We start from the raw sequence: 26298 nt of genomic DNA on the forward strand, positions 1-26298 counted from the left end.
GCTGGAGAAGTATTTGGATCATAGGTGATCAAATGCTTCTCAAGCTGGCTAGACGGTATGATGAACCGTACTTTTAGCTTCACTATGGACACTAAACCTATGATTTAACAGTGCAAGTATTTGATCGTAGTATTCGGCATGTGGTTTGTTTCCGAGTAAGGTACAGAGCTCATTGCCTGTGGGTGTGAATCGGTAATATAAAAGGCGGACACCTTTGCTGTTTACGTTCAGTGATAAGTTTTTACCTTGGTAGGTGAGGAGCAACGGTGTCTCGATACTAATTTCGCCAGATTCAAGTTCGGCACTGTGCAGCAGCCCTAATTCAATTAAGAGCAACAAGCTTGAATACGGCAGTTGAAAACTTCCCATATTTAGGCTGTTAGCGACGTCTCGCTTGCCGAAGCTAAATATGCCTCCTTGCGCTTTGTAACCAATCAGCAGTTTTCTGCTGTGATCCCCTCCAAAACTGCACGCTAAAGAGGCGGCTCTTTGCAGAGTTTGTGCTTCCTTTGGTGACATATCTTTGAGGTTTTTCAACGCTTTCATGGACGTTGAGCCCGGATTGGTCACTTCACGCTTCATCACTTGAGCCCATAGCTTTTGCATCGCGCTGTTATGGATGTCTTGAGCCATCTCAAAAAATCGATGCAACCAATCTTGGTCTGGCTCTCCCGCTGTCTCATCTCGGCATGAACTGTGCGCTAATTTTAAAATCTGTTCTAAGTTTTTTTGTCGCTGTTCTTGGCGTCTTTGCTCTCGCAATTGGGCTCTTTCAAACGCAGATTTGGCTGGCGGTTCGGTTTGCAGTAAGGCGTCAAGACCGTGTATTTGGGCTATGGTTTTTACCTTACTAGCACTGTCTTTTATGTAGCCTTGTTTCTTTTCTTGTTGCGTATTTTTTTTTGTGTCTGACTGATGTTCGATGACAACAGGTTGCTTTGTCGGGTCTGCCATTCGTTTTCCTACCAAGAACTGCGCGGTTCGTACGTTTAAATTTACACCTTATCTGACCAAGCGACCATACAGGAGTTCTCAGTTTTTGAACGAATAGGGCTATTCAAAATGATAATGAGTTGTTAAAATTGTTATCGTTATTTTGGAGGGGCTATGAAGTTCTCAGAAGCAGGTAAACTCAAAAAGCACCTGTCGATAGCGTTTCTTTTGGTTATTTATGTGGGCGTATTAGCGTATTTATCTCGTTATATCGTGTAGCACAAAGCTAAAAAAGGCGCCAGTGTGACGCCTTAGGTGTAGCGAGGCTTATCGACGACTTAAATTACATATCGTCGTAGGCTTCTATTTCTGATCCCTCAATAACGTAAGCCGTTTCTGCTAGTTCGTGGTTTATCGTCTCGGTTTTCATCGTTCCAACCACATATATAACATCCCACAACTCTTGAACAGGCGCGCCTTTCGGAAACTTCACGTAAATGATCTGGTTTGGAGGCGGTGGTGGCACGTGAATACAAGCTCCAAAATATGGCACTAATAAAAACTCGGTGACGGTATCGGCATCACCTTCAAGTGGGATAACAAACCCCGGAATTTTAACTTGGCTTCCGTTCAGTTCTGGTCGAACATTACCAATCTTGGACTGCTGCGCTGCGCCACCACTGTGATCAGATGCAGGCATGCCTATACTGTCGAACAATTTACGCTCTTTTTCTGGAACAAGGTCAATCCAGTCAAGCTTCAATGGTTCTTCGCTGGCCATAACAGGCGCTGTGAATGCGACGACCAGCAAGCAACTTGCGAGTATTTTTTTCCACATTTTATTAAATCCTTATTGTCATTCCGTCACTCAGTGACTGTCGGTAGGCGCGGAGTGCGGGAATGAAACCAATCACAATACCAGCGCATTGTACGAAACCTAATAGCATCCACTCATAAGTAGATAAGATGCTTAAGGTGAGATGTATTCCATAGTGCTGTTGGATGATCGGCTGCGCGATAGCAAGAATGGCATACAGCCCAGTAACGCCAGTAATAATACCAGCAGCAGTAAGCAAGCTAGCTTCACTAATTAAGAGTGAGAAAACATGACGAGGCCTTGCTCCCATGGCACGCAAAATCGCCATTTCACGGCGGCGTTCCTGTAGGCTAGTTAATAGACTGCTTAACATACCTAACAACCCTGCAATCACGACAAAACCAGATACTGCCATTAGGGCTTGCTCTGCAACCGACATCATTCCCCATAACTCATGCAACGCAACGCCGGGCATAATGGTGCTAAGCGGCTCTTTGGGGTAGGTGTTAATTTGTCTTTGCAGGGCGAAAGTTTGAATACGAGATTTCAAACCAACGAGCATAGCGGTAATTTGTTTGGGCTGAAAGTCTCTGTTTTTGAGATCTTGTGCCTTGGGTGTCGGGCCCAAACGCGCACCACTTTCCCACCCAACGTGAATGGCTTCGATGGCTTCCAATGATACATGGACAGTTTTGTCGACTGGTGTTCCTGTAGGAGCAAGGATACCGACAACTTTAAATGGCAGATTGTCATGACGGCTAAAGCCAACGTCGCTAATGCCGTGGGCAATGATGATTTCGCTACCGATATCATAACCAAGTTGTTTAGCGACATCAGAACCTAGTACGGTTTCAAATAAACCATTGAATTCTCTACCCTTGCTGAATGTTAGTGGTTGCTTACTTCCAAACTTGTAATGCTCAAAGTAACTGTGATTGGTTCCCATAACTCGGAAGCCTTTATGCGAGTCGCCAAGCGAGATTGGAATAGCCCAATCGACTGAACGATGATTGGCAAACTCTTGGTAGCTTTTCCAATCGATGTTGTTGGTCGCATTACCAATACGAAACACAGAATAGAGCAATAGGTTCACTTGCCCAGAGCGTCCACCAATAATGAGGTCTGTGCCTGAAATTGTATTGGCGAAGCTATCCTTGGCTTGAGTTCGGATACGCTCGACGCCCAAGAGGAGTACCACTGAAATCGCAACGGTCATGATGGTTAGAATTGCCGTCGCTTTGCGGTTCATCAAGCTCTTCCAGGCGAGCTTTACAACAGCACTCATGATATGGCTCCTAGGCTAGATACTTGATTAATGTCGGGTAGATTGAGCGTGCGATCGAATAAGGGTTCGAGTGTTGGGTCGTGGCTAACGAATACCAGTGTGGCATTGGCTTGATTCGCTTGCTCCATAAGGAGCTCAATAAATGCTTTACGATTGTCATAGTCTAAAGCTGAGGTTGGTTCGTCAGCGATCACTAACTCTGGATGTCCTATCAGAGCTCGAGCCGCAGCCACACGTTGTTGTTGACCAATACTCAATTCAGAGACAGGGCGTGTATGAAGCTCGTTTGGCAAGTGCAGTCGTTCTAGTAGGGCCTGAGCCTGTTCATTTAACGTTTGAGATGAGGCACCTAAATGGGCACGGTCACGTCGTATTTTACTGAACTGACATGGCAATAATACGTTTTCAAGTACGTTAAGGTACGGCAATAAATTGAACTGTTGAAAGATGTAGCCAATATGATTGGCGCGAAAGCGGTCTCTCTGACTGGCACTTAAACTAGCAAGGTCAGTATCGAGTACAGATAGAGAGCCTGAAGTTAATGTGTTAATCCCCGTCAACAAAGCGAGCAAGGTCGATTTACCGCAGCCACTTGGACCTTTGATAAACACATGCTCGCCTTGTGTAATGTGTAATTTAGGGATGTGGATGGTTGCGTTGATTGAACCGGGCCAGAAAAATTGGGCATCCTCTAGCTCGACAACATTTGGTGTGGTTTCAGTCATATTAAATCACCAAAGCTGTGGCGTGTAAGTGGGTACTTACACGCCACTCGTGTTATTTGATTACGATTTGGGTGTTATCTTTGCTTAATTTAATTGCTGATTGCATGGTATCAGTGAATATATTGACGCTGATGGACTCTGTAGTTGGGAATTGGTTGAACCAATCGGTTTGGATTTGGCTAAGCTGATTAACTTGTTCGCAACTGAAGCGATATTGCACCGAAAATTCACCGTGACCGCCATGATCGTGCGCCTCATCATGATCGTCATTGTGGTCATGTTTATCATGATGTTCATTATGATCATGGTGTTCGTGCCCTTCATGATCGTGATGTGCATGGTCATCATGGTCGTGCTCACTATGATCATGTTCCTCATGAGTTTCGCTTAGGTTGTGGCTCACGTAAGCTTCTTCAACATTACAATCAGCTTGTGAGTTAATAGCGAACAATGCGTTGCTGTCTTCGAGTGTAGCGACGGCTTGTTTAAGCGCTTGCTCTTGTTGCGCGTTTTCTGGAGCATGTTCGAAACCCACAACATCAGCTCCAGGAGCTGTGATCTCTACTAACAGATCTTTGCCATCTTGGGCGATATTAAACTCGACGTGACCATGCACATGAGCACCATGCTGGCGGTATTCGTTTGCATTCGCTGCTGTCGATAAAGTGAGGCCAATAGCAAGGGCTAAAACGTGTTTTGATGACATTGTATTTTTCCTAATTTTACTGGCATTAACCAAAGGCGGTATTGCTCAGATTCGAGTTTCACTAAGTTATTGTTCCCTGACACACTAGGTGCGGAAATGAACTCAATAATTTTGAGTGTGGAATAGTTTGGAAATTAAGCAAAATAAGGAGGGGCACGAGCAGCGCCAAGAACTTCTTCGCCGTACACGAGGTGCAAAAAAACATGATGATGCTGGGCGCGCGTAAAAGTCGGTGTAGAGAGGGTAGGTTGTACCTTTGCTATACCGTGCTGAACACCAGAAAATAATTGGCAATGATGATGGGTATGATGGTCGGGCGTCAGATCAACTTGATGAAGTACAACCGCAAAGTTCCAAGCGATCAGCAACGCAACACTGAAAAATAAAGCAGTGCGATACCAATATCTTAGTATTTTTTGCTGGTGGTGGTACATCTGAGCTCCTCTTACCGACTGTTATAATATAACACCCATAATGAATAAAAGTTCACTCTTTTGTTGGCTAGCAGAAAAATTTAACTCAACACATACGTGCCGAAAAATATTGGTAATACTCTCTGATGGAAGTGTCGCACTTATAAAGAGCAGAGTTATCACTGCCCATGCTTCTAATCAAATTCATATAGCTCCTTACAACAGGAACAAGGAGCCATTCAATGAAGCTAGATGTTCTGTTTAATAAGCTCAATGACTTTTGTTATCTCATCTTGCTCAAGTGCGCCCTCTTTGACAAACAGAACTTTGCCCGTTTTGTCTTGAACAATAATGGCCGAACTTTCTTCTTTCAGGTCCCAAGTATTAGCAACTACGCCATTTTCATCAAGAACCATGGATGACCATGGGAACTCTTTTTTGCTGTCTTGAGCTGAAGACTTCACGAAAGAGCCTGTCCCCCAAATTGCATCATCTTGGTTGATGATAGTCGTCGTCTGGTAGCTTTCTTGTGGAAAATTTGCCGCTGTTATTGCCGACATTAAAGGGGCATTCATCTCTTTTGAACTGCTACGGCCTGCGATGGCTTGAATAACACGAACTTTGCCTTGCATATGTTGAGTTGCCCAGGGTTGGTATGCAACGCCTTCGCCTTGTAAAACAATCTCGCCGTAAGCGGCAACATTGACAGGAGGAACGCTTTTTCCTACTGACAAGTTGTGTGCAAAGGTCAAGCTTGGCGTTAAGGCCAGTAGTAGAGGTAGGAGAGTCTTAGTTTTCATATTGTTATATTCCGTACGAGGTTTGGAAGCTTCCAGTATATATCCAGATCTTAGAAATTTGTAGGACCGTTGATAACATTTATTTAACGTATGGAGTGGTGTAATCTTGCGTTATATTTAGAATTTGCTAAAATGATTTCCGTCGCAAATTGCGCATTAAGATTGCAGAGGAAAAATAAGCAATCCGTGTTTTCTCAAAGGAATTGAGGTGAGTTATGCTACGTGAGTTTGCTGTATATCGACCATTACAAGTGGCCCGTTTTGTTAAAACGTTGTTCAAAGGTCAATTTTTTATTGTTGGGGTTGGCTGTTTTCAGTTCGACAATGGCAAAGTGTTACTACCTGACGTCAACGATCATAAAAGGCTCACCATCTTTAAAGAAGTCAACCAAGTGATAGCATCATTATCGGCTTAGTTAGCTTGGTACCCACTTAGATTTAGAAAAGAGCGACCATATCGGTCGCTCTTTTTGTTGCTGGTTAGGTTTATCCTTGGAGGCTTGGTGGGAAGCAAACTCCCGTTCCTCCGATACCACAGTAACCATCAGGGTTTTTCGCCAAATATTGCTGGTGGTAGGTTTCCGCAAAGTAATACGGACCTGCTGGTTGTATTTCGGTGGTGATGTTCGCGCGTTGCTCTTCTTGCAGTGCTTGCTGATACAAGAGTTTCGATTTCTCTGCGCTCTCGAGCTGCTCCGTCGAATAAGTGTAAATTGCAGAACGATATTGAGTACCTAAGTCGTTACCTTGACGCATTCCCTGAGTTGGGTCGTGTTTTTCCCAAAAAACAGCCAGTAGCTTTTCTAATGAGATGACGCGTTCATCGAAAACGACTCGTACGACTTCTGTATGACCCGTTTTACCTGTACAGACCTCTTCATACGTGGGATTGGGTGTGTACCCCCCAGCGTAACCGACCGAAGTAGATACAACGCCGTCGAGTTGCCAAAATACGCGCTCAGCGCCCCAAAAACAGCCCATTCCGAGCAAAATCTGCTGTTGGTGTGACGCCAGAGGCGCCTTTAGGTTAGATTTATTTACAAAATGATGATCGTCAATCTGCATTGGTTGATCTCTACCTGGCAAGGCATCTTCTATACTGATCAATGTTTGTTTGTTGAGCATGGTATTTGTCCTTCAATACGTGTCTTAAATTTGCGAACTTTTTCATTTCGTCTGTATCTGATGCTGTTATGAGATAGACCGCGTTAAAGCTATTAATATTACAGACTTAGAATCTAATTGGCGTTATCATTATTTACGTTTACTTAACCTCATTCAGCCATAAAAGCATGATAAAAAAAGCTCTCCCCACCATCGTTGGCCTGTTTGCCTTTTCTCATGGTGCCTATGCCGATGTTTCTTTGACTTTGAAAGGCATTGATGGCGCTTTAGAAGAGAATGTCAGTGCGTATCTATCATCTATTCCAGAGAAGGATTACTCCACTTCTCTGCGTTTTCAAGCGAGATTAGATCAAAGTATCACTGAAGCGCTTAACGCGCTTGGGTATTATCATGCAAAAATTTCATACTCTATTCCTGAAGCGAATGATGAGTTAATTGTGCTCATCAAGCCGGGCTTGCCAGTGAAAGTGAAAGTCATGGATGTGGCCATCACCGGAGAGGCTAAAGACGATGAAGAGTTTGCAAAACTTATTGAGCGCTCTCCGCTCAAAGTTGGTCAAGTTTTGAATCAAGGCCAATACGACAGCCTTAAGTCAGGCATTCGTAACTTGGCGCTTCAGCGTGGTTACTTCAATGGTGAGTTTACGCTAAGTCGATTAGAGGTTATCCCTGATCTGAACGAAGCTAATGTCCGTTTGCACTACAGCAGTGGAATACGTTTCAATTTTGGCGACGTTTCTTTTATTGGCAACCACATCTGGGAAGACCGTGTCGCATCATTACAACCTTTTAAAGAAGGGGACCCATACAACGTTTCGAAGCTGGGCGAGTTTAATCAGAAGCTATCAAATACGGAGTGGTTTTCCTCAGTTTTTGTTGAGCCTGAATTGGATAGGCTTGATGATGGCCGAGACTTGCCAATTAAAGTGTCTTTATCTCCTGCTTCGAAGAATCAGATTGAGACGGGTATTGGTTACTCAACGGATGTCGGCGTTCGAGGAACGTTGAAGTGGAAGAAACCTTGGGTGAGCTCCCGAGGACACAGTTTCAACACCGCTTTATCCCTATCTAAGCCAGAGCAAACTGTGACTGCTTCTTACAAAATTCCTTTAGAGGATGTCGCTAACGATTATTATCAAGTTCAATATGGGCTTAAAAACCTAGACAACCGTGACACACAGAGTATCGAGTCTAACCTTGCAGTGGAACGTCATTGGTTAGCAGACGGTGGTTGGCATAATACCGTTTATGTTCGTCATTTGTACGAGAGCTTTACGCAAGGTTTACAAGATGATGAATTCAACTTCGTACTTCCAGGTGCGACATTTTCTCGGACTAGGGTTCGAGGGGGCAATATGCCAATGTGGGGAGACAAGCAAAGCATCACTATTGAGTATGGTGATACCGCTATGCTTTCTGAAACTAGAGTGCTCCGCTTAATTGGCTCGACTTCTTGGATTCGTGGTATTGGAGAGAATCATCGTGGTTTGTTCCGCTTAGAAGGTGGTGCGAATATTACCGATGAACTTGAAAAGCTATCACCGTCGCTGCGTTTCTTCGCTGGTGGTGACAATAATATTCGTGGTTACGGCTATGAATCTATTTCACCTGTGGATGAGAGTGGTGCTTTGACGGGTGGTAAATACATTGTTAGCAGTACATTAGAATACCAATATCGTGTTTATGGAAACTGGTGGGCTGCAACGTTTTACGATATTGGTGATGCGTTTAATGAAACACCAGATTGGAAATCAGGTGCTGGTGTTGGTATCCGCTGGGCGTCTCCGGTGGGCCCTGTTAGTTTTGATTTTGCATGGGGGTTGGATGCAAAACCAGAACGAGAGTTTCGTATCCACTTCTCATTGGGGCCTGAGCTATGATCAAAATGATGTTTAAGTGGACCAAATGGCTGTCGCTCAGTTTGATTGGTCTATTGCTGTTGCTCATCATTATTGTCGCGACAGTTTTGTTTACCCACCCAGGCCTCAAATTTGCCTTGTGGGGAGCTGAAAAAGCATTACCACAATTGCAGATTGAAACAGTGCAGGGTTCATTGTTTCCTCGCTTCGAACTGCATAACGTCAGTTTTGTCGATGAGTCTTTGAATATCGACGCCAAAGTCGAGCGTTTAGCATTGGCAGTGAACTTCCGCTGTTTCTTTGACCCTAAGGTCTGTGTCGATGAGTTAAGACTGCAGGGGCTTGACTTTAAGATGCCAGAGCTACCGCCAGCAAGCGAGGAGCAAGAGGAAACACCACCACTGCGTTCTATCAGTACGCCAGTGCCAATTTTTGTTAATAAAGTCAGCTTTAATGACATCAATGTCAATGTGCTGGGCAATCAAATTGATTGGCAAACGTTCTCGACCGCTTTGTCGATGCAAGGTGATCGTTTGGTGATCGCACCTACTGCGTTGAAAGACATTAATGTTGCGCTCGCACCAAGTGAAGCGGCCCCAGAAGCGGTTGTTGAAGAGCCGAAAGAAGCCGATGCTACTCCGCAAGATATTGTGTTACCCGAAGTATGGATTCCGCTGACGGTGGAAGCGCGTCGTCTTGATATTCACAATTTCAAACTGGCGGGTGAAACGCCAGTGATCGTCAATCATCTTGGTTTGGTTGCAAGAGCAGGCGGTGAACGTGTTGATGTCAAAACGTTAGAGCTCGACATGCCAGAAGTGGAAGGCAAGTTGAGCACACAAGTGACGCTTTCTTCTGATTACCCTATCAAAGCGCAACTGGACGCGTTAGTGAAGCAAGCGGATGCGAAGGGACAAAAACTGTCGCTTTCGGTCTCGGGTTCGGTTGGTGATTTGTCACTAAATGCTACGCTTTCTGAGCTTGTACAAGCGGAGATCAAAGGTGATATTCAACCGCTTAAAACGCAGTTGCCGTTTGATGTTTCGATTAAAAATGTTCAAGCGCAATGGCCGCTATTTGGGCAAAGTGATTATCAGGTTTCTGTACCAAGTTTGGCGGCAAAAGGCTCACTTAACGGCTACGAAGTCGCATTAGAAACCAAAGCGTCAGGCAAAGATATTCCCGCCGTTGATGTCGCACTAAACGGCAAAGGTACGTTAGAGCAAATTGACCTCGAAAGCCTTGTAGTGAAAACCCTGGGAGGCGAACTCTCTGGGAAAGTCATGGCCAATTGGGCCGAGCCAATCAACTGGCAAGCTGACTTAAACCTGAAAAACATTCAACCAGGTTTACAATGGAAAGAAGCAGAAGGGGATATCAGCGGTAACCTTTCGACTTCGGGGTCGTTAACAGAACAAGGCGGTTGGCAGGTCAGTTTGCCTAAGTTAGACATTGACGGCATTTTGCGAGGGTATCCGCTGAATGTTGAAGGGCAACTTGAAGCGTCTGATAAGAACGGCAAAGGCGAAGACATCCAACTTACCACTCAGGGTTTAGCGCTTTCTCATGGTCCAAACCAACTCAGTGCAAAGGGTAAGATAGATAAGCAAATTCTGATGGATGTTGAGGTTAACTTCCCTGATTTTGCGAAAAGTGTTCCGGATCTTGCAGGTAAGATGCAAGGTAAAGTCGCACTACGTGGTAGCTTGAAAGAACCAGACATCAATCTTGATCTCGCTTTAAATCAGATTAACTGGCAGCAACAGGCGAACGTAGAAACGATCACCTTAAAGGGCGATGTGAAGCCTCTGCCAGCACCAAAAGCGAATATAAGCCTTATTGCGAACAACATTACCTATGACGACATAATAGTTGATAGCGCTGACCTTGAAGTCTCTGGGGATGAAAAACTGCATCAACTGACGCTCGATGTAGTATCTGACCTGGTGTCGACCAGTTTAGAAATTGAAGGGACATTCCAGCAGAAACCAGAAATGATTTGGGATGGGGCGCTGCGCCGCTTGACGCTGAGCTCGCAACAAGGCCCGTGGGCGTTGCAAAAATCGACCGCGGTGAAGGTCAATATCGACAAACAGATCGCGAACGTTCAAGCGCATTGTTGGTTGCAAGCGGAGTCGAGCGTATGTCTAACCGAAGACATTAGTGTCGGTAAGAGTGGCCAGGCGAAGTTAGCCATCAATGATTTTGATTTTGACCAAATCAAACAATTCCTGCCGCCAGAAACCAAGCTGCAAGGCTCGGTTAATGCACAGGCTTTTGCTAAATGGGCACCAGAGAAAAAGCCTGAAGTAACCTTAAGTGTCAATATGCCAAAAGGCCAAGTTGAACAAGCGCTTGAACAGCCAATTAAAGTCGGTTGGGAAAGCTTCAACTTTAAAGCAGCATTAGCGAAAGACAAGCTTGATGCCGAGTGGCTATTTGATGTGAAAGATAACGGCGACTTGTCTGGTAAGGTTTCTTTACTGAATGTCTCGACTGAAAAGCCCACTATTGATGGTAAGGTTTCACTCTCTACGTTCCACTTGGATTTCTTGGCACCGTTGATTGGTGAGTACAGCTTGTTTAAAGCAAACATGAATACTGACCTAGCGATATCAGGTGACGTCATGCATCCGAAGGTGAATGGTCAGTTCTTGATTGACCAAATGAAGCTACAGGGTGAAGTCACACCGATAGATATAAACTCAGGGCAGGTCGTCATCAACTTTAAAGGCCATCAAGCGGACTTGGATGCCGGAATTTTAACCCCGGATGGTGAGTTGAACGTTACCGGTGATGCCGACTGGCAGGACTTACAGAACTGGCGCACTAAAGCGCGTGTATTTGCTAAAGAGCTCAATGTTGATGTGCCTCCAATGGTAAAAATCAAAGTGGAGCCTGACATGACAATAGATGTGACCCCTCAGCTTGCGAAAATTGAGGGTGATATTAATTTGCCATGGGGCAGAATTGTCGTCGAAGAGCTTCCACCAAGTGCGGTAGGCGTATCGAGTGATACCGTTATTCTCGATAAAAACTTGCAGCCAGTGGACGATGTCGCTGCGATGCCGTTTGATGTGGAAACGAACATCAACATTAAAATTGGTGATGACTTCCAACTTGCCGCTTTTGGCTTAAAAGGTGGGTTGAAAGGGAACCTAAACGTGACACAAAAAGACAAAGGTCCTTTCATCGTTGGTGAAGTGAATGTTGTCGACGGTTCTTATCGTTCGTTTGGTCAGGACTTATTGATTAAAGAAGGTAAGATTCTGATGAATGGTCCACCAGATCAACCTTACTTGTCTATCAAAGCGATTCGTAATCCAGACAATACCCAAGATGATGTCATTGCAGGGGTACAAGTGTCGGGCCCAGCATCTGATCCGAGTATAGAAATTTTCTCAGAGCCCGCGATGAACCAAGCCAATGCACTTTCTTATCTACTTCGTGGTCAAGATATTGATGGTGAAGCCGGTGGTAATGCAATGACGACTACCTTAATTGGTTTAAGCTTGGCGAAGAGTGGGCGTGTGGTTGGTGAAATCGGTGAAGCCTTTGGCGTACAGGATTTACAGCTGGACACTGCTGGTTCGGGCGATGATTCGCAAGTGACGGTGAGTGGTTATATTCTGCCAGGTTTGCAGGTGAAATATGGTGTCGGCATCTTTAACTCTCTAGGTGAGTTCACTGTGCGTTACCGATTGATGCAAGACTTGTATTTAGAAGCGGTATCTGGTGTAGATAGCGCCGTTGACCTACTCTATCAGTTTGAGTTCGATTAAAGTGCTTTAACCTAAGCATACACAGTCATGACTAAGGAGTGGTTATGCAGCATTTGATTTTTGTCTACGGCACGTTACGCAAGGGAGAGTACAACCATCAGTATTTGCGCTCGGCGCAGTTTCTTGGTTTACATGAAACGGATGCTCAATTTGCAATGTATGACTTAGGCCCTTATCCAGCATTGTCTGATGGGCAACGCTCGATTCAAGGTGAGGTGTACCTGATTGACAGTGAAACCTTATCTGAGCTAGATAGGTTAGAAGATGTGCCAGTGGAATATCGCCGAGAGAGCATCGTTACGCCTTTTGGCCAAGCTTGGATCTACTTATATCAAGATACTGAGCAATTAACCGAAGAAATCGCTTCCGGAGATTGGTGTCAAAGGTGTGAGCTATACTGACATTATCAATAGCAACGAGCTAAACACTAAGGAGTCACGATGAAAACATTCGTAATTGGAGCAATGGCGTTGCTTCTTGCTGCATGCGCACAAACAACACTACCGACTTCGAATAATGTGACCGATTGGCAAGTGTTTGGTAAGCAGTCAGCTTTAGATGGATTACGGGAGTTATCTGAGGAGCGAATTGCGAAGCTGGATGATGTTAACCATGTGACGCCAGAACTGATAATGGCTTATCAAGCGGGTTACCAGCAAGGCAAGCAAGAGTATTGCGAGCAAAGTGCTTATATGCTCGGTGTTATCGGGCGGCCGTATTTTGGCATTTGTGATGATGTTGACCCCTTCTTTCAACATGACTACGACGCTGGACGAATGTCTTCAGCAGGCGCACCTATCTAGTTGACACAGGTAAGATGAAAGCAAAAGAGCTGCCCTAGAGCAGCTCTTTTTAATTTTGTATCAGCAGTGATGCTTATTTTTTCTGAGCTCGCTCGTAAGATTCTAGGATTTCAGCTTTGGCGGCAGCAACATCTGCCCAACCATCCACTTTCACCCATTTGCCTGCTTCAAGCTCTTTGTAACGCTCAAAGAATTGCGTGATCTGCGCTTTCAGTAGTTCTGGGATATCGTCCACATCTTGGATGTGCTCGTACTCTTTCGAGATTTTTGAGTGGGGAACCGCAAACACTTTTGCATCTTCACCCGATTCATCTGTCATCTTCAAAACGCCAACAGGACGGCAGCGAATGACTGAACCTGGCATGAGTGGGTATGGTGTTGGTACCAATACGTCGACTGGGTCGCCATCAAGAGACAGGGTATTGTTCACGTAGCCATAGTTGCATGGGTAGAACATTGGTGCAGACATGAAACGGTCGACAAATACAGCACCAGAGTCTTTATCTACTTCGTACTTGATTGGATCTGCATTTGCAGGAATTTCGATAACGACATAGATATCTTCAGGCAGCGACTTGCCTGCTGGTACATGGTTTAAGCTCATTAGAATATTCCTTTTCATTAACGATGAGTCACACAAAAGCGGCTTCATCTGATGATAAATTCGCGTTTCACTTTAGCGACAAAAACGCGGCAGGTAAACACCTGCCGCGTTGGACAAAGGTCTGAAATTATTCTTCGTCGCGGTGCAGTTCAAGGAACTCTTCAACTTTGCGAACCATGTTCTTCGAACCCACAAAGAAAGGTACACGCTGGTGCAACTCAGTAGGCTTGATGTCCATAATGCGATTCACACCGTCCGATGCAATGCCGCCAGCTTGCTCAATGAGGAATGCCATAGGGTTACATTCGTAAAGCAGGCGTAGCTTGCCTTGCGGGTGGCTTTGTGTGCTTGGGTAAAGGTAGATACCGCCTTTCAGTAGGTTGCGGTGGAAATCAGCAACCAGCGAGCCAATGTAGCGAGAAGTGTATGGGCGACCGTCTTCTGGCACGTTTTCTTGGCAGTACTTGATGTACTTCTTCACCCCTTGAGGGAAACGAATGTAATTACCTTCGTTGATGGAGTAGATCTTACCATCATCAGGAATCATCATGTTTTCATGAGAAAGACAGAAGCTGCCGATAGATGGGTCGTAAGTAAAGCCGTTTACACCGTTACCAGTTGTGTATACCAACATGGTGGAGGAGCCGTAAATTACGTAGCCCGCAGCCACTTGTTTGTGACCAGGTTGTAGGAAGTCTTCTTCAGTTGGTGGGGTACCGATTGGAGAAACACGACGGTAAATCGAGAAGATAGTACCAACAGAGACGTTCACATCGATGTTAGAAGAACCATCAAGTGGGTCCATCAGTACTACATATTTGGCGTTTTGGTTGAGTTCTTTATTGAACGCAACTGCTTCGTCTTCTTCTTCACTGGCAACGCCACACACTTGATCACGAGCTTCAAGCGCGGCTTTGAACTTATCGTTCGCGTAAACATCGAGCTTTTGCTGATCTTCACCTTGGACATTTTCCGTGCCTACAGCACCAGTGATATCACCGAGACCCGCTGCGTTGATTTCGCGGTTAACGATTTTTGCAGCTAAACGAATGGAGGCTAAAAGGGATGATAGATCACCGCTAGCGTGGGGGAAATCCGCTTGTTTTTCGACAATGAACTCGCCTAGGGTGCGCAGTCCTGACATGGTTAATCCTTACATTTTCATTTCATTGGGGGTAGTGCGCAAGTGAGCATCTCTTTATGGATGTTAAACGATTGCGCTGGATGTAAGTTTAAGTCGCAGATCTTTTTAATGGTAATGAAGTAACTGTTTGAGATCTCAATTTATTTGTAGACTTGTTTGAGGGATTCATCAGTAAGCAAGAGGTTGTACAGTCTGTGTTCAACCTTGTCATATTTGTGAAAGGGACTGCAAGAAGAAGGCTAAAGTCACTCGCTTTTCAGGCGGTAATCGCGATAATGAAAGCATTAAAAAACGCATTACAAGGTTTAGTTTATGCACATTCATATCTTGGGTATCTGTGGCACATTTATGGGCGGCGCAGCGATTCTAGCGCGCCAATTAGGACATAAAGTCACTGGTTCTGATGCCAACGTTTATCCGCCAATGAGCACACTGCTTGAGTCTCAAGGTATTGAAATTATTGAAGGCTTTGACCCGTCTCAACTCGACCCCCAACCAGATCTTGTGGTGATTGGTAACGCGATGAGCCGTGGCAACCCGTGTGTCGAGCATGTGCTCAACACTAACATGCGTTACACCTCTGGCCCGCAGTGGCTCAACGAGTTTTTGCTGCATGATCGTTGGGTATTGGCGGTATCGGGTACACATGGGAAAACGACCACGTCGAGCATGCTTGCTTGGATACTTGAAGATTGTGGTTATCAACCGGGTTTCTTAGTCGGTGGGGTACTCGGTAACTTCGGAGTGTCTGCTCGTTTGGGTGAAAGCATGTTTTTTGTCGTTGAAGCGGACGAATATGACAGTGCTTTTTTCGATAAGCGTTCTAAGTTTGTGCATTACCATCCTCGCACTTTAATCATGAATAACCTTGAGTTCGATCATGCTGATATCTTCGATGATCTAGAAGCGATCAAGCGCCAATTCCATCATTTAGTGCGAACTGTACCGGGCAATGGATTGATCTTAGCGCCGAGAAAAGATCAGGCGTTAGCGGATGTATTAGAGCGTGGCTGCTGGACTGAAAAACAGTTCTCTGGTGAGAATGGTGACTGGCAAGCGCACAAATTAGTGCTTGATGGCTCAAAATTTGACGTTGCGTTGCAAGGCGAGAAGGTTGGTACCGTCGAATGGAATTTGGTGGGTGACCACAATGTGGATAATGCGCTGATGGCAATCGCTGCTGCACGACATGTTGGAGTCACTCCGGAGCTTGCTTGCCAAGCATTAGGGCGTTTCATCAATACCAAGCGCCGTTTAGAGCTGAAAGGTGAAGAACAAGGTGTGACGGTTTACGATGATTTTGCGCATCACCCAACGGCAATTGAACTTACAGTCGGTGGTTTGCGTAACAAGGTAGGTGAAAAACGCATCCTTGCTGTGTTAGAGCCGCGTTCTGCCACCATGAAGCGTGGCGTACACAAAAACACACTTGCAGAGTCACTACACAGTGCAGATGAAGTCTTCTTGTTCCAGCCAGATAATATCGAGTGGTCTGTGCAAAACATTGCCGACCAATGTACACAGCCAGCGTTTGTCGATGCGGATATAGATAACTTTGTAGCCAAGATCGTCGAACGTGCGCGACCAGGTGACCAAATTCTAGTCATGAGCAACGGTGGCTTTGATGGTATTCACGGAAAACTTCTTGAGCAGTTAAAACAAAAAGCCTGATTGATATGCAAAACAAAACACAACCCTCTCATAAAAAAGCCATCACGTTGGCATTAACGGGCGCTTCTGGTGCTCCCTACGGCCTTCGTCTTTTAGAATGCTTGGTTGCGGCGGATTATCATGTCTACGTTCTGATTTCTTCGGCGGCTCGTGTTGTGATGGCAACCGAGCATAATCTTAAGCTACCAAGTGGCCCAGAAGCGGCGCAGCAAGCATTAGTAGAGCACCTGAACTGCAATCCAAATAACATCACCGTTTGCGGTAAAGACGATTGGTTCTCACCGGTTGCGTCTGGTTCTGCTGCACCAAAGCAAATGGTGGTTTGCCCATGTTCTGCGGGAAGCGTTGCAGCGATTGCGCATGGTATGTCAGATAACTTGATCGAGCGGGCCGCTGATGTGGTAATGAAAGAGCGCGGGCAGCTGTTGCTCGTGGTTCGCGAAACACCATTCTCAACGCTGCATCTGGAGAACATGCACAAACTGTCGCAAATGGGCGTCACCATCATGCCAGCGGCTCCGGGCTTCTATCATCAGCCAAAGAGCATTGAAGACTTAGTGGATTTTATGGTGGCGAGAATTCTCGACCACTTAGGTATTGAGCAAGGTTTGGTGCCTCGTTGGGGTTATGACCAGCGCTCGTGAGCTGATTGTGTAACCACTCAAATACCTTTACAATCCATCCAACTCATCGGGGAGCAAACCCATTTAGCATTGAGTCAATCAATGCATTGGGGCGCTGAGACCTAAGTGTTTAACTAGGGACCCGTATTACCTGAACCAGATAATGCTGGCGTAGGAATTGAGTCTGGATATTGGAAGTCCTTAATAGCCGCCTCAAACCCTGTGCCGCTCAACTTATTTCTCTGAAATACTCATGGAGAGCGAGCAGTGAAACCCACTCTAAATCTGATTGCCCTAGCTGCAATCACCTCTACTTCAGCGTTTGCCGCTGAAAACACATTAACCATCTATACCTACGACTCTTTTGCCGCAGATTGGGGCCCAGGTCCTAAAATCGAGCAAGCTTTTGAAGCAAAATGTGGCTGTGACGTTAACTTCGTAGCGTTGGACGATGGTGTGTCGATTCTGAATCGTCTTCGTCTTGAAGGCGGTAATAGCAAAGCGGACATCGTATTAGGTTTGGATAACAATCTGATGGCAGAAGCGAAGAAAACCGGTCTGCTTGCCGAGCACAATGTGGATACGGCCAACACAGTGTTACCAAACGGCTGGAGCGACACGACGTTTGTACCGTACGATTACGGCTACTTCGCGTTTGTGTACAACAAAGAGAAACTGGCTAATCCGCCGAAAAGCATGAAAGAGCTGGTGGAAACGCGCGACGATCTGAAAGTGATTTACCAAGATCCGCGGACTTCAACGCCGGGCCAAGGCTTAATGCTATGGATGAAATCTATTTATGGCGACGATGTGACGCAAGCGTGGCAGAAGCTAGCAAGCAAAACCGTAACGGTTACGAAAGGTTGGTCTGAGGCGTATTCTATGTTCCTCAATGGTGAGTCCGATTTAGTGCTTTCTTACACCACCTCACCTGCGTACCACTTAATTGCGGAAAACGATTCGAAGTTTGCTACGGCGAATTTTGCTGAAGGCCACTACATGCAAGTTGAAGTCGCCGCCAAAGTGAAAGGGGCAAAAAATTCAGAACTTGCTGATCAATTTATGAGTTTCATTTTAAGTGATGAGTTCCAATCGGCGATGCCAACGGGTAACTGGATGTACCCAGTCACTGACGTTGAGTTACCTAAAGGTTTTGAAACTTTGAGTGTTCCAAGCAAGTCGTTGAGCTTTAGTGCTGATGAAGTGGCAAAAATGCGTAAGTCTTGGATTCGCGAATGGCAAAGCGCATTGACGTTTTAGCTGACGTTTCCACCCTCATCTGAATGAGATAGGTTTTACCTTTGAATTCTGTTCCAAAAATAGGTTTAGGGGTCGCGATGATCATCGCGACCTTTGTTATTTCTGCCCTAGGTGCTTTGATTGTTCAAGCCCCTTCACTTGATGTGTCTGTGGTATGGGGCGACCCGTACTATCAACATGTCACCAAGTTCAGTTTCTACCAAGCGTTTCTTTCCACATTGCTCAGTGTTGGCTTTGCCATTCCAGTAGCGCACGCACTTTCGCGTCGCCAATTTATTGGTAAATCATTACTGCTTAAGCTGTTTGCATCGACACTGGTTTTGCCGGTTTTGGTTGGTGTTTTTGGGCTGTTAGCGATTTATGGCAACAGTGGTTTGTTGGCGCAGTGGTTGCAAAGTTTCGACACTAAACTGCCATTCTCTATTTACGGTTTGAACGGCATTTTACTCGCCCATGTGTTCTTTAATTTACCTTACGCGGCACGATTGCTTCTGCAAGCCTTGGAGTCTATTCCTGCCGAGCAGCATAAGCTTTGCGCGCATCTTGGGATGAGCCATTGGGATAAGTTTCGCTGGGTAGAATGGCCGCGTTTAAGGCAGCAGCTTCCCCACGTTTGTGGGTTGGTGTTTATGTTGTGCTTTACCAGTTTTGCCACTGTAATGGCGTTGGGGGGCGGGCCAAAATCCACCACCATTGAATTGGCCATTTACCAAGCGATTAAGTTTGATTTTGATTTACAAGCTGGGGCGTTATTGGCGCTGTGGCAGATGCTGTTATGTGGACTGCTTGCTATTGGAGTGCAGAAGTTAACAAGGCCTGTTTCTATCAGTGCTGGAAGCACATCGGTACAGCAATATTTAACGAAGGATCATGGGTGGTCAAAAGCTTGGGATAGCTTTTGGATCATAGGTGCCTTTTTACTGGTAATACCGCCGTTATTGATGGTGTTACTGAGTGGCATCAACCAACAAGTTTGGACAGTATTAACCGATGAGCGTTTTTGGTCTGCGCTATTGAACTCCCTCAAAGTCGCCTGTGTCGCTAGCGCGCTTGCGGTCGCTGCAGGGGTGTCCATACTATTGACCAGTCGCCGTTGGCGGTTGCAGTACAAAAACACGCGAGCCGATCAGATTGAGTTAATCGGCACCGTTATTTTGGTGACTCCAGGTCTGGTGATTAGCACCGGTTTATTCTTACTACTGCGCGCATTTACCGATGTTTTTAGCTTGGCATTTTTTGTCGTGATTTTGGTGAACGGTTTGATGGCTTTGCCTTACGTGATCAAAACGCTAGCGCAGCCAATGCTGCACATTGAACAACAGTATCAGTATGTATGTGCCAGCTTAGGCATGCGTGGCTGGCAACGGTTTAAAGTGGTGGAGTGGCAGGCGCTACGCAAGCCGTTTGCACATGCGTTTGCGATCAGCTTTATGTTTGCAATAGGGGATTTAAGTGCCATAGCACTGTTTGGTGGACAAGAGTTTCGTACCTTACCTCTGTATTTGTTCCAGTTGCTTGGCAGTTATCAGATGGACGCAGCTGCGGTGGTATCGGTGACCCTATTGTTGTTGAGTGTGGGCTGTTTTGCCTTGATTGAGAAAGTATTGAAAACGAAGGAGAGAGCGTAATGTTAGTGTTGGATGATGTGCAGTACACCTACCAACGTGAACTGTTTCGTTTTGACTTAACGATTGAGCAAGGACAGATTGTATCGCTGATGGGACCAAGTGGGGCAGGGAAGTCAACCTTGCTGGCGTTGGTGGCAGGATTCATCCATCCTGACCGTGGTGATATTTGTGTTGATGGTGAGTCCATTGTGCGTAAAGAGCCTTATCTGCGTCCGTTCTCTATGTTGTTCCAAGAGCACAATTTGTTTGCTCACTTATCGGTGCGTGACAACATCGGTTTGGGCTTACACCCGGGGCTAAAGCTCACGGTGGACCAAAATCGTCAGATTGAACAAGCCGCGCAGCAAGTTGGTGTTGCAGAGTACCTCGACCGTTTGCCAGAGCATCTTTCTGGTGGCCAGCGTCAACGTGTTGCCTTAGCGCGTTGTTTTGTTCAGCCTCATCCCATGTGGCTATTGGATGAGCCGTTCTCGGCGCTTGATCCGGTGTTGCGTGAAGAGATGCTGAGCTTGGTAAAAAAACTCGCAGCAGAGCGGGGAATAACCGTATTGATGGTCACGCACCATTTAAGCGATGCCAAAGCGATTGCCAGCCACTTTGTGTTTGTGGCAGATGGTAAAGTGGAAGCCGCGGGTGATATGTCTGCATTGAGTGAACAGCATGCTAGTGAGAAGCTTGCGGCATTTATCCGAGCAGCATGCTAGTGCCTGATAGTTGCTAGGTTATGCTTCTCCGCAACACAAACCATGCCGAGGTCCAAATTCAAATTGAGATCTTAAGCTCATGATATGGTCAATCATTGCTTGTACACGCCGTGGGCGGTTTGCTCCAGGACGATAGACTAAATAAATAGGCATTGGTACCGTGTGCCATTGCGGTAACACTCTGACTAAGGTGCCACTTTCTAGCTCTTGCGTCATGTTCTGCACAGGTAAGTTAGCGATGCCTAGTCCTTTAAGTGCGCCTTTCAATATTGCTTCTACAGTTGTACTTGAGAAGTTACTGGTTATTGAAACATTGACGGTATTATCGTGTGAGATCAGCGTCCAAGGCCCTATTTCTGAAACATATTGATACCTCAAACAGTTGTGTTTTGTCAGGTCTTCTGGCGTTTCAGGTACGCCGAACTCAGCTAAATACTCAGGGCTAGCAGCCAGAACTCGAGTGGTATAGCCTAATTTTTTTGCGATCAATCGATCATCAACTATCTGACCGACTCGAATTGCCATATCAAAGCCGTGTGAAAAGAGATCAACAAAATCGTTCGATGCTTCTAACGCAATTTGTACTTTTGGCCATTGTTTTAAAAATGGCAAAAAGATGTGTTCCGCCATATACGCATCCAACGCTGGTGGCGCGGAAATACGCAGCCGGCCTTGGATCTGTTGTTCCATCTCCTGTACGTCATGGCCAATTGAGTGGAATTCCTCAACTAAGCTTGCAGCACGCTCTAAAACCATTTGGCCAGCTTCGGTGATCACTAACTTTCGGGTTGTGCGCTCTAGGAGTTTGGCTTCAAAGTGTTGTTCGAGTTTGGTTATGGCTTTACTAACAGTAGATTTCGGTAGGCTTAACTCCAGCGCGCACTTGGTTAAGCTCAGTAGTCGACAGCTTGTGACAAAGATAGAAAGCGTTCTAAAGTCAATTGTTTCTAAATTGCGAACAATCACTTTCAATTATCCATATTGTTTCAATATTAATCTGATTATAGTCTGGCACCTCATCCTTAGCCATCAAGTTATTGTCATTTGAGGTAAACAACATGTCCAACTCTGTAGACTTATTTTCTCCTATCGAACTCGGTCAATTAGCATTAGATAACCGTGCCATTATGGCGCCTTTAACGCGAGCTCGTGCTGGCGCAGACCATATTCCTAATGACCTTATGGTTGAATACTACGCTCAACGTGCGAGTGCCGGACTTATCATTGCTGAATGCACCATGGTGATGGAAGGTACGTCTGCTTTCATGGCAGAGCCGGGTATTTACAACGAAGAGCAAATCGCAGCTTGGAAAAAGGTAACGGATGCGGTTCATGAGAGAGGCGGTAAGATTGTACTGCAAATTTGGCATGCGGGACGAGCTTGTCATCCTGATCTGAATGAAGGAAAAACACCTGTAGCGGCGAGCGCATTGGCCATTCGTGATGAATTAGTCCATACCCCTTCGGGTAAGCAAGCATATACGGTACCACGAGCACTCGAAGTGGATGAGATAGCTTCCATTGTTGCGGCGTTTAAACAAGGTGCAGAAAACGCCAAGAAAGCAGGCTTTGATGGGGTCGAGATACATGGCGCCAATGGTTATCTTATTGATAACTTCCTTCGTGACGGTTCAAATTTACGTACCGATGAATACGGTGGTTCGGTTGAAAATCGTGCTCGATTTTTACTTGAGATAGTGAAAGAAGTCGTTGAGGTGTGGGGACCTGGAAGAGTCGGTCTACGTACATCTCCGCTAAATGGATTTAATGACATGAAAGACAGTGATCCAGTTGGCTTGGTGCGTTACTTAGCAGAGCAACTTAATTCTTTCGATCTTGCTTATTGGCACGTGATGCGTGCGGATCTGAAAGGCGTACAAAAAGCAGATGTTCTCAAGCCAGCACGCGAAAACTATCAAGGTCACTTAATGGCGAACGTGGGCTACAGTGCACAAGAAGCGGCAACAGCAATTGCAGAAAACAAAGTTGATGTGGTCGCATTTGGCGTTCCCTTTATCGCAAACCCAGATTTAGTCGAGCGATTTAAGAAAAATGCACCTCTTAATGAGGCGAAACCAGAACACTTTTATTTGGGTGGAGCAGAAGGTTATACCGATTACCCAGTGATGGCATAACCCTTACTTGTTTAATATAAAAAGGACGCTAATGTTAGCGTCCTTTTTCGTTTTTGTATTTACTTAGCCTTGCGGTTTTACGACCATCACATTGATTGGAGAATATTCCACAACCTTACTCGCGACGGAGCCAAGCATTACTTTATTGATTTTAGAGCGCTTGTGACTTGGCATAATGATGAGATCAGCGCCTAAGCGTTCTGCATAATCAAGAATGGTCGCGTAGGCCTTGCCTTCAGCAACATGCACTTGGTAAACCACATCTTCAGCAATATGCTCATTAGCGAAAGTTTTTAGTTGCTGCTTCACGTCTTGCTTCATTTTGGCCGCAGCATCTTTCGGAAAGTATGTGGCAACCATCGACATGTGAATACCAGGTAGTACCGTCAGAAGATGGATTTGAGCATTTGCTTGCTTTGCCTGCCAAACCGCTAGTTCAACCGCTCGGTCTGAAAAGCCTTGGTCATTTAGATCAACCGGAACAAGAATTTGTTTGTACATTCAATGTCTCTCATTAAGGCCCCTTTATCCTCGGGGCCAAATCGGTTATGCGCTCAATTGTTCCTTACGAGCACGACGTTTTTGGTTCATTGCAAGCACCAGCAAAATCATTAAGCATGGTACAAACACCCACTCTTTCATCGGACGGTCTGCATCCTGGATAACCCACTTGATTTCCCAATCAAAGTCGATACCTGCGGACTCTGCTGGACTACCAAATTCAACCATATCGACAATCATTTTGTTGTCACTTTCGGTCAGCATCAGACCCATAGATGAAATACGTGCGTCTGCTGTTGTCGCACTGTCTTCGAATGGAAGACGAACCGTTTTCTCAATGTAGTCGCCCTCAAGGTTTTCACCGGCAACACGTAACTCCAATGATTCTCCTACATTTAGTGTTTCCGTGATTTGAGCTACCTCAACGCCAGGAGAAAGAACTTTCGCTGGGTACAGCATGTCCCACCAAAAACCTGGACGGAAAAACGAAAACGTCAGTACTAATAATAGGACTGTTTCCCACCACTTGTTACGCGTGAACCACCACCCTTGAGTTGCCGCAGAGAAAATCAGCATTGCAATGATCGATGAGATGACCGTGAGTGCCAAATGCCACCAAGAGTCGATCCCCATTAACAATAGCTGGGTATTGAACACAAACATGAACGGCAAAATAGCGGTTCGAATATCGTAAGTAAAACCTTGGATACCAGTACGAATTGGATCTGATTTCGCAATTGCTGCTGCTGCAAAAGCCGCAAGGCCTACAGGTGGGGTATCGTCGGCCAAAATACCAAAGTAGAAAACGAACAAGTGCACCGCTATCAACGGAATAATCAAGCCATGTGCTGCGCCGAGCGTAACAATAACCGGCGCCATTAGCGTAGAGACCACGATGTAGTTCGCCGTTGTTGGCAGACCCATCCCCAGAACCAAGCTAATGATGGCGGTAAAGAGCAGCATAAGAATGATGCTGCCACCAGAGATAAACTCGACGAAGTCGGTCATCACTAGGCCGATACCCGTTAGTGTAACAACACCAACAACGGTGCCCGCTGCCGCGGTTGCAACGCCGATACCAATCATATTGCGCGCACCAGAAACTAAGCTCTCGGCAAGATCGACAAAGCCATCTTTGGTTTGCTGAAGCATGTCACCTTGCTTTGACAGCAGTGCAATCAACGGACGTTGAGTCAGCAAAATGAAAATCATGAACACCGTTGCCCAGAATGCCGAAAGGCCAGGTGAGAAACGTTCGACAGTCAAACACCAAACCAATACGACGATAGGGAGTAGGTAGTGCAAGCCTGACTTAACGGTTGGGCCAGGATCAGGTACTTCTGTTAATTCTGCATCAATCTCAATTGCGCCATCTTGCACGTGATTTGCTGAGACTTTCACCAACCCAACGTACGCGATTAATAGTGCGACGGTAACAATTGGTGTCGCGGCATCACCAAAGACGTCCTTTGTCCAACCCACTCCGTAGTAAACCAATGCGCTGATCACACACAATCCTAAGATTGTGCCAGTAAAGGACAGCAGACTTTGTACTAGTGTTGGGTTGTGGCGACGAGGAAGGCCTGTCATGCCTGCTTTACATGCTTCAAGGTGAACAATGTAAATTAAAGCAATATAAGAGATTAGCGCTGGAAGTAGGGCAGCTTTAATCACCTCAACGTAGGAGATACCGACGTATTCCACCATCAAAAATGCTGCTGCACCCATGATTGGCGGTGTTAACTGACCATTGGTTGAAGCCGCTACCTCTACCGCACCCGCTTTTGTGCCGGGAAAGCCAACACGCTTCATCAGTGGAATGGTAAAGGTGCCAGTTGTTACTACGTTTGCGATTGAAGAACCAGAAACCAGACCAGATAAACCTGATGCAACAACGGCCGCTTTAGCTGGACCACCTTTCATATGGCCAAGCAACGAGAAGGCAACTTTAATGAAGTAAGCACCAGCACCAGCGCGTTCCAGCATTGCTCCAAACAATACAAACAAGAAGACAAAAGAGGTAGAAACACCTAGCGCAACTCCAAATACGCCTTCAGTTGTTAGCCACAAGTGAGACATGGCCTTGTTCAAGCTTGCCCCTTTGTGCGCGATAACGTCAGGCATGTAAGGGCCTGCAAAGGTGTAAGTAAGGAAAACAGCAGCCACGACCATTAATGGTGGACCAAGTGCTCGGCGTGTTGCTTCTAAAAGGAGGAGCATACCGATAACAGCAACAACGATATCAACTGTTGTCGGTGCGCCTGAGCGTCCTGCTAGCTCAGTATAAAAAAGGTATATATAGGCTGCTGAAAAGCTGCCAGCCAACGCGAGTATCCAATCAACAAGAGGGATATGATCGCGAGGAGAATTCTTCATCGCTGGATAAGCAGTGAAAGCCAAAAAGATCGCGAAAGTAAGGTGGATAGATCGCGCTTCCGTGTCGTTCAGTACGCCAAAATTGAAAATAAATGGTAACGGGGATGCGTACCATAATTGAAATAGTGACCAACACAGAGGAACAAACCAAAGGATTCGTCCTTGCATTCCCGAAGGGCTACGTGCACCTGTGTCTGCCTGAGCCACCATTTCTTGCACATCTTGTGACGGAGCTTGATTCGTCGCCATGTACTTTTTCCTTATTATTGATGGTCCTGTCTGATTTTTATCGAGAACCACACTTCGCCTCTATCAGTGTAGTGAATGGAGCGAAGTTTGCTTTCGAGTATTTTGCTGCCTGAACTCAAAGTGTTGATTGTTGGATACTCTGTTAGGCGGCGTTT

Annotated in this window: 24 protein-coding genes and 1 riboswitch; of the genes, 11 read left to right on the top strand and 13 right to left on the bottom strand. The window is 45.8% G+C overall.

The window, feature by feature from the left end; genetic code table 11:
- Nucleotides 1-48: 48 nt before the first annotated feature.
- From L3V37_RS09725 to L3V37_RS09755, 7 genes are all read right to left on the bottom strand, one after another.
- Nucleotides 49-954, bottom strand: coding sequence for a TIGR03899 family protein (locus L3V37_RS09725; RefSeq protein ID WP_237306233.1), 906 nt, complete (start codon nt 952-954; stop codon nt 49-51).
- Between the two features lie 322 nt (nt 955-1276).
- Nucleotides 1277-1771, bottom strand: a complete 495-nt coding sequence (locus tag L3V37_RS09730) for a DUF3299 domain-containing protein (RefSeq protein WP_237306234.1) — start codon at nt 1769-1771, stop codon at nt 1277-1279.
- Between the two features lie 4 nt (nt 1772-1775).
- A complete protein-coding gene (locus L3V37_RS09735; protein WP_237306235.1) occupies nt 1776-3035 on the bottom strand; it encodes an ABC transporter permease in 1260 nt (419 codons plus the stop codon).
- A complete protein-coding gene (locus tag L3V37_RS09740) occupies nt 3032-3760 on the bottom strand; it encodes an ABC transporter ATP-binding protein (protein WP_017820286.1) in 729 nt (242 codons plus the stop codon). The genes L3V37_RS09735 and L3V37_RS09740 overlap by 4 nt, the downstream gene beginning before the upstream one ends.
- Nucleotides 3761-3812: 52 nt before the next feature.
- Nucleotides 3813-4466 (bottom strand): DUF2796 domain-containing protein, encoded by a 654-nt coding sequence (locus L3V37_RS09745; RefSeq protein WP_237306236.1) that lies wholly within the window; start codon nt 4464-4466, stop codon nt 3813-3815.
- A gap of 134 nt (nt 4467-4600) precedes the next feature.
- Nucleotides 4601-4900 carry a DUF2607 family protein gene (locus tag L3V37_RS09750; RefSeq protein WP_080996158.1) on the bottom strand — a complete coding sequence of 100 codons (300 nt, stop codon included), beginning with the start codon at nt 4898-4900 and terminating at the stop codon, nt 4601-4603.
- A gap of 227 nt (nt 4901-5127) precedes the next feature.
- On the bottom strand, nt 5128-5679 hold the full coding sequence (locus L3V37_RS09755) for a YtfJ family protein (RefSeq protein WP_005383122.1): 552 nt from the start codon (nt 5677-5679) through the stop codon (nt 5128-5130).
- A gap of 215 nt (nt 5680-5894) precedes the next feature.
- Between L3V37_RS09755 and L3V37_RS09760 the strand changes: the two genes are divergently transcribed.
- Nucleotides 5895-6095, top strand: coding sequence for a DUF1107 domain-containing protein (locus L3V37_RS09760; RefSeq protein ID WP_005379612.1), 201 nt, complete (start codon nt 5895-5897; stop codon nt 6093-6095).
- A gap of 70 nt (nt 6096-6165) precedes the next feature.
- Here the strand turns inward: L3V37_RS09760 and msrA are convergent, their stop codons facing one another.
- Nucleotides 6166-6804 carry a peptide-methionine (S)-S-oxide reductase MsrA gene (gene msrA / locus L3V37_RS09765; RefSeq protein WP_005379620.1) on the bottom strand — a complete coding sequence of 213 codons (639 nt, stop codon included), beginning with the start codon at nt 6802-6804 and terminating at the stop codon, nt 6166-6168.
- A gap of 167 nt (nt 6805-6971) precedes the next feature.
- Here msrA and L3V37_RS09770 point away from each other — a divergent pair, with 167 nt between their 5' ends.
- Genes L3V37_RS09770 through L3V37_RS09785 form a run of 4 tightly spaced genes read left to right on the top strand, consistent with a single transcriptional unit; the run spans nt 6972 to nt 13248 of the window.
- A complete protein-coding gene (locus tag L3V37_RS09770) occupies nt 6972-8684 on the top strand; it encodes an autotransporter assembly complex family protein (RefSeq protein WP_053349698.1) in 1713 nt (570 codons plus the stop codon).
- Nucleotides 8681-12445 carry a translocation/assembly module TamB domain-containing protein gene (locus L3V37_RS09775; RefSeq protein WP_237306237.1) on the top strand — a complete coding sequence of 1255 codons (3765 nt, stop codon included), beginning with the start codon at nt 8681-8683 and terminating at the stop codon, nt 12443-12445. Before L3V37_RS09770 ends, L3V37_RS09775 begins: the two co-directional genes overlap by 4 nt.
- 44 nt (nt 12446-12489) lie before the next feature.
- The gene (locus tag L3V37_RS09780) at nt 12490-12846 is read left to right on the top strand and encodes a gamma-glutamylcyclotransferase (protein WP_130544797.1); all 357 of its coding nucleotides are present in this window, start codon (nt 12490-12492) and stop codon (nt 12844-12846) included.
- A gap of 39 nt (nt 12847-12885) precedes the next feature.
- Nucleotides 12886-13248 carry a DUF2799 domain-containing protein gene (locus L3V37_RS09785; protein WP_130544796.1) on the top strand — a complete coding sequence of 121 codons (363 nt, stop codon included), beginning with the start codon at nt 12886-12888 and terminating at the stop codon, nt 13246-13248.
- Nucleotides 13249-13321: 73 nt separating this feature from the next.
- Here L3V37_RS09785 and ppa read toward each other — a convergent pair whose 3' ends face one another.
- Nucleotides 13322-13852, bottom strand: coding sequence for an inorganic diphosphatase (gene ppa / locus L3V37_RS09790; protein WP_005379635.1), 531 nt, complete (start codon nt 13850-13852; stop codon nt 13322-13324).
- A gap of 127 nt (nt 13853-13979) precedes the next feature.
- Nucleotides 13980-14996, bottom strand: coding sequence for a class 1 fructose-bisphosphatase (gene fbp / locus L3V37_RS09795; protein ID WP_005383114.1), 1017 nt, complete (start codon nt 14994-14996; stop codon nt 13980-13982).
- Nucleotides 14997-15308: 312 nt separating this feature from the next.
- Here fbp and mpl point away from each other — a divergent pair, with 312 nt between their 5' ends.
- From mpl to thiQ, 5 genes are all read left to right on the top strand, one after another.
- A complete protein-coding gene (mpl, locus tag L3V37_RS09800; RefSeq protein WP_237306238.1) occupies nt 15309-16667 on the top strand; it encodes a UDP-N-acetylmuramate:L-alanyl-gamma-D-glutamyl-meso-diaminopimelate ligase in 1359 nt (452 codons plus the stop codon).
- A gap of 5 nt (nt 16668-16672) precedes the next feature.
- Nucleotides 16673-17311, top strand: a complete 639-nt coding sequence (locus L3V37_RS09805) for a flavin prenyltransferase UbiX (RefSeq protein ID WP_025768362.1) — start codon at nt 16673-16675, stop codon at nt 17309-17311.
- Between the two features lie 37 nt (nt 17312-17348).
- Nucleotides 17349-17485, top strand: a riboswitch (TPP riboswitch).
- A 72-nt stretch (nt 17486-17557) separates the two neighbouring features.
- Nucleotides 17558-18550 (top strand): thiamine ABC transporter substrate binding subunit, encoded by a 993-nt coding sequence (gene thiB / locus L3V37_RS09810; RefSeq protein WP_130544794.1) that lies wholly within the window; start codon nt 17558-17560, stop codon nt 18548-18550.
- Between the two features lie 41 nt (nt 18551-18591).
- Entirely contained in the window at nt 18592-20178 is a 1587-nt protein-coding gene (thiP, locus tag L3V37_RS09815; RefSeq protein ID WP_017820277.1) for a thiamine/thiamine pyrophosphate ABC transporter permease ThiP, read from the top strand.
- On the top strand, nt 20178-20882 hold the full coding sequence (gene thiQ, locus L3V37_RS09820; protein WP_005379648.1) for a thiamine ABC transporter ATP-binding protein: 705 nt from the start codon (nt 20178-20180) through the stop codon (nt 20880-20882). The genes thiP and thiQ overlap by 1 nt, the downstream gene beginning before the upstream one ends.
- Before the next feature lie 18 nt (nt 20883-20900).
- Here thiQ and L3V37_RS09825 read toward each other — a convergent pair whose 3' ends face one another.
- The gene (locus L3V37_RS09825) at nt 20901-21848 is read right to left on the bottom strand and encodes a LysR family transcriptional regulator (protein ID WP_213971575.1); all 948 of its coding nucleotides are present in this window, start codon (nt 21846-21848) and stop codon (nt 20901-20903) included.
- 92 nt (nt 21849-21940) lie between these two features.
- Here L3V37_RS09825 and L3V37_RS09830 point away from each other — a divergent pair, with 92 nt between their 5' ends.
- On the top strand, nt 21941-23017 hold the full coding sequence (locus tag L3V37_RS09830) for an alkene reductase (RefSeq protein WP_025768366.1): 1077 nt from the start codon (nt 21941-21943) through the stop codon (nt 23015-23017).
- Between the two features lie 63 nt (nt 23018-23080).
- Here L3V37_RS09830 and L3V37_RS09835 read toward each other — a convergent pair whose 3' ends face one another.
- Nucleotides 23081-23518: a universal stress protein gene (locus L3V37_RS09835; protein WP_005379654.1), complete on the bottom strand. Its 438-nt coding sequence runs from the start codon at nt 23516-23518 to the stop codon at nt 23081-23083.
- A gap of 45 nt (nt 23519-23563) precedes the next feature.
- On the bottom strand, nt 23564-26143 hold the full coding sequence (locus tag L3V37_RS09840) for a TRAP transporter permease (protein WP_017820274.1): 2580 nt from the start codon (nt 26141-26143) through the stop codon (nt 23564-23566).
- Between the last annotated feature and the right edge of the window lie 155 nt (nt 26144-26298).

It is taken from the genome of Vibrio sp. D54, assembly GCF_021728075.1.
Taxonomy (GTDB): domain Bacteria; phylum Pseudomonadota; class Gammaproteobacteria; order Enterobacterales; family Vibrionaceae; genus Vibrio; species Vibrio alginolyticus.

Bases quoted from the DNA above. Each gene is read 5' to 3' on its own strand.
- L3V37_RS09725 (WP_237306233.1), bottom strand. From the start codon at position 954: ATGGCAGACCCGACAAAGCAACCTGTTGTCATCGAACATCAGTCAGAC.
- L3V37_RS09730 (WP_237306234.1), bottom strand. From the start codon at position 1,771: ATGTGGAAAAAAATACTCGCAAGTTGCTTGCTGGTCGTCGCATTCACA.
- L3V37_RS09735 (WP_237306235.1), bottom strand. From the start codon at position 3,035: ATGAGTGCTGTTGTAAAGCTCGCCTGGAAGAGCTTGATGAACCGCAAA.
- L3V37_RS09740 (WP_017820286.1), bottom strand. From the start codon at position 3,760: ATGACTGAAACCACACCAAATGTTGTCGAGCTAGAGGATGCCCAATTT.
- L3V37_RS09745 (WP_237306236.1), bottom strand. From the start codon at position 4,466: ATGTCATCAAAACACGTTTTAGCCCTTGCTATTGGCCTCACTTTATCG.
- L3V37_RS09750 (WP_080996158.1), bottom strand. From the start codon at position 4,900: ATGTACCACCACCAGCAAAAAATACTAAGATATTGGTATCGCACTGCT.
- L3V37_RS09755 (WP_005383122.1), bottom strand. From the start codon at position 5,679: ATGAAAACTAAGACTCTCCTACCTCTACTACTGGCCTTAACGCCAAGC.
- L3V37_RS09760 (WP_005379612.1), top strand. From the start codon at position 5,895: ATGCTACGTGAGTTTGCTGTATATCGACCATTACAAGTGGCCCGTTTT.
- msrA (WP_005379620.1), bottom strand. From the start codon at position 6,804: ATGCTCAACAAACAAACATTGATCAGTATAGAAGATGCCTTGCCAGGT.
- L3V37_RS09770 (WP_053349698.1), top strand. From the start codon at position 6,972: ATGATAAAAAAAGCTCTCCCCACCATCGTTGGCCTGTTTGCCTTTTCT.
- L3V37_RS09775 (WP_237306237.1), top strand. From the start codon at position 8,681: ATGATCAAAATGATGTTTAAGTGGACCAAATGGCTGTCGCTCAGTTTG.
- L3V37_RS09780 (WP_130544797.1), top strand. From the start codon at position 12,490: ATGCAGCATTTGATTTTTGTCTACGGCACGTTACGCAAGGGAGAGTAC.
- L3V37_RS09785 (WP_130544796.1), top strand. From the start codon at position 12,886: ATGAAAACATTCGTAATTGGAGCAATGGCGTTGCTTCTTGCTGCATGC.
- ppa (WP_005379635.1), bottom strand. From the start codon at position 13,852: ATGAGCTTAAACCATGTACCAGCAGGCAAGTCGCTGCCTGAAGATATC.
- fbp (WP_005383114.1), bottom strand. From the start codon at position 14,996: ATGTCAGGACTGCGCACCCTAGGCGAGTTCATTGTCGAAAAACAAGCG.
- mpl (WP_237306238.1), top strand. From the start codon at position 15,309: ATGCACATTCATATCTTGGGTATCTGTGGCACATTTATGGGCGGCGCA.
- L3V37_RS09805 (WP_025768362.1), top strand. From the start codon at position 16,673: ATGCAAAACAAAACACAACCCTCTCATAAAAAAGCCATCACGTTGGCA.
- thiQ (WP_005379648.1), top strand. From the start codon at position 20,178: ATGTTAGTGTTGGATGATGTGCAGTACACCTACCAACGTGAACTGTTT.
- L3V37_RS09830 (WP_025768366.1), top strand. From the start codon at position 21,941: ATGTCCAACTCTGTAGACTTATTTTCTCCTATCGAACTCGGTCAATTA.
- L3V37_RS09835 (WP_005379654.1), bottom strand. From the start codon at position 23,518: ATGTACAAACAAATTCTTGTTCCGGTTGATCTAAATGACCAAGGCTTT.
- L3V37_RS09840 (WP_017820274.1), bottom strand. From the start codon at position 26,143: ATGGCGACGAATCAAGCTCCGTCACAAGATGTGCAAGAAATGGTGGCT.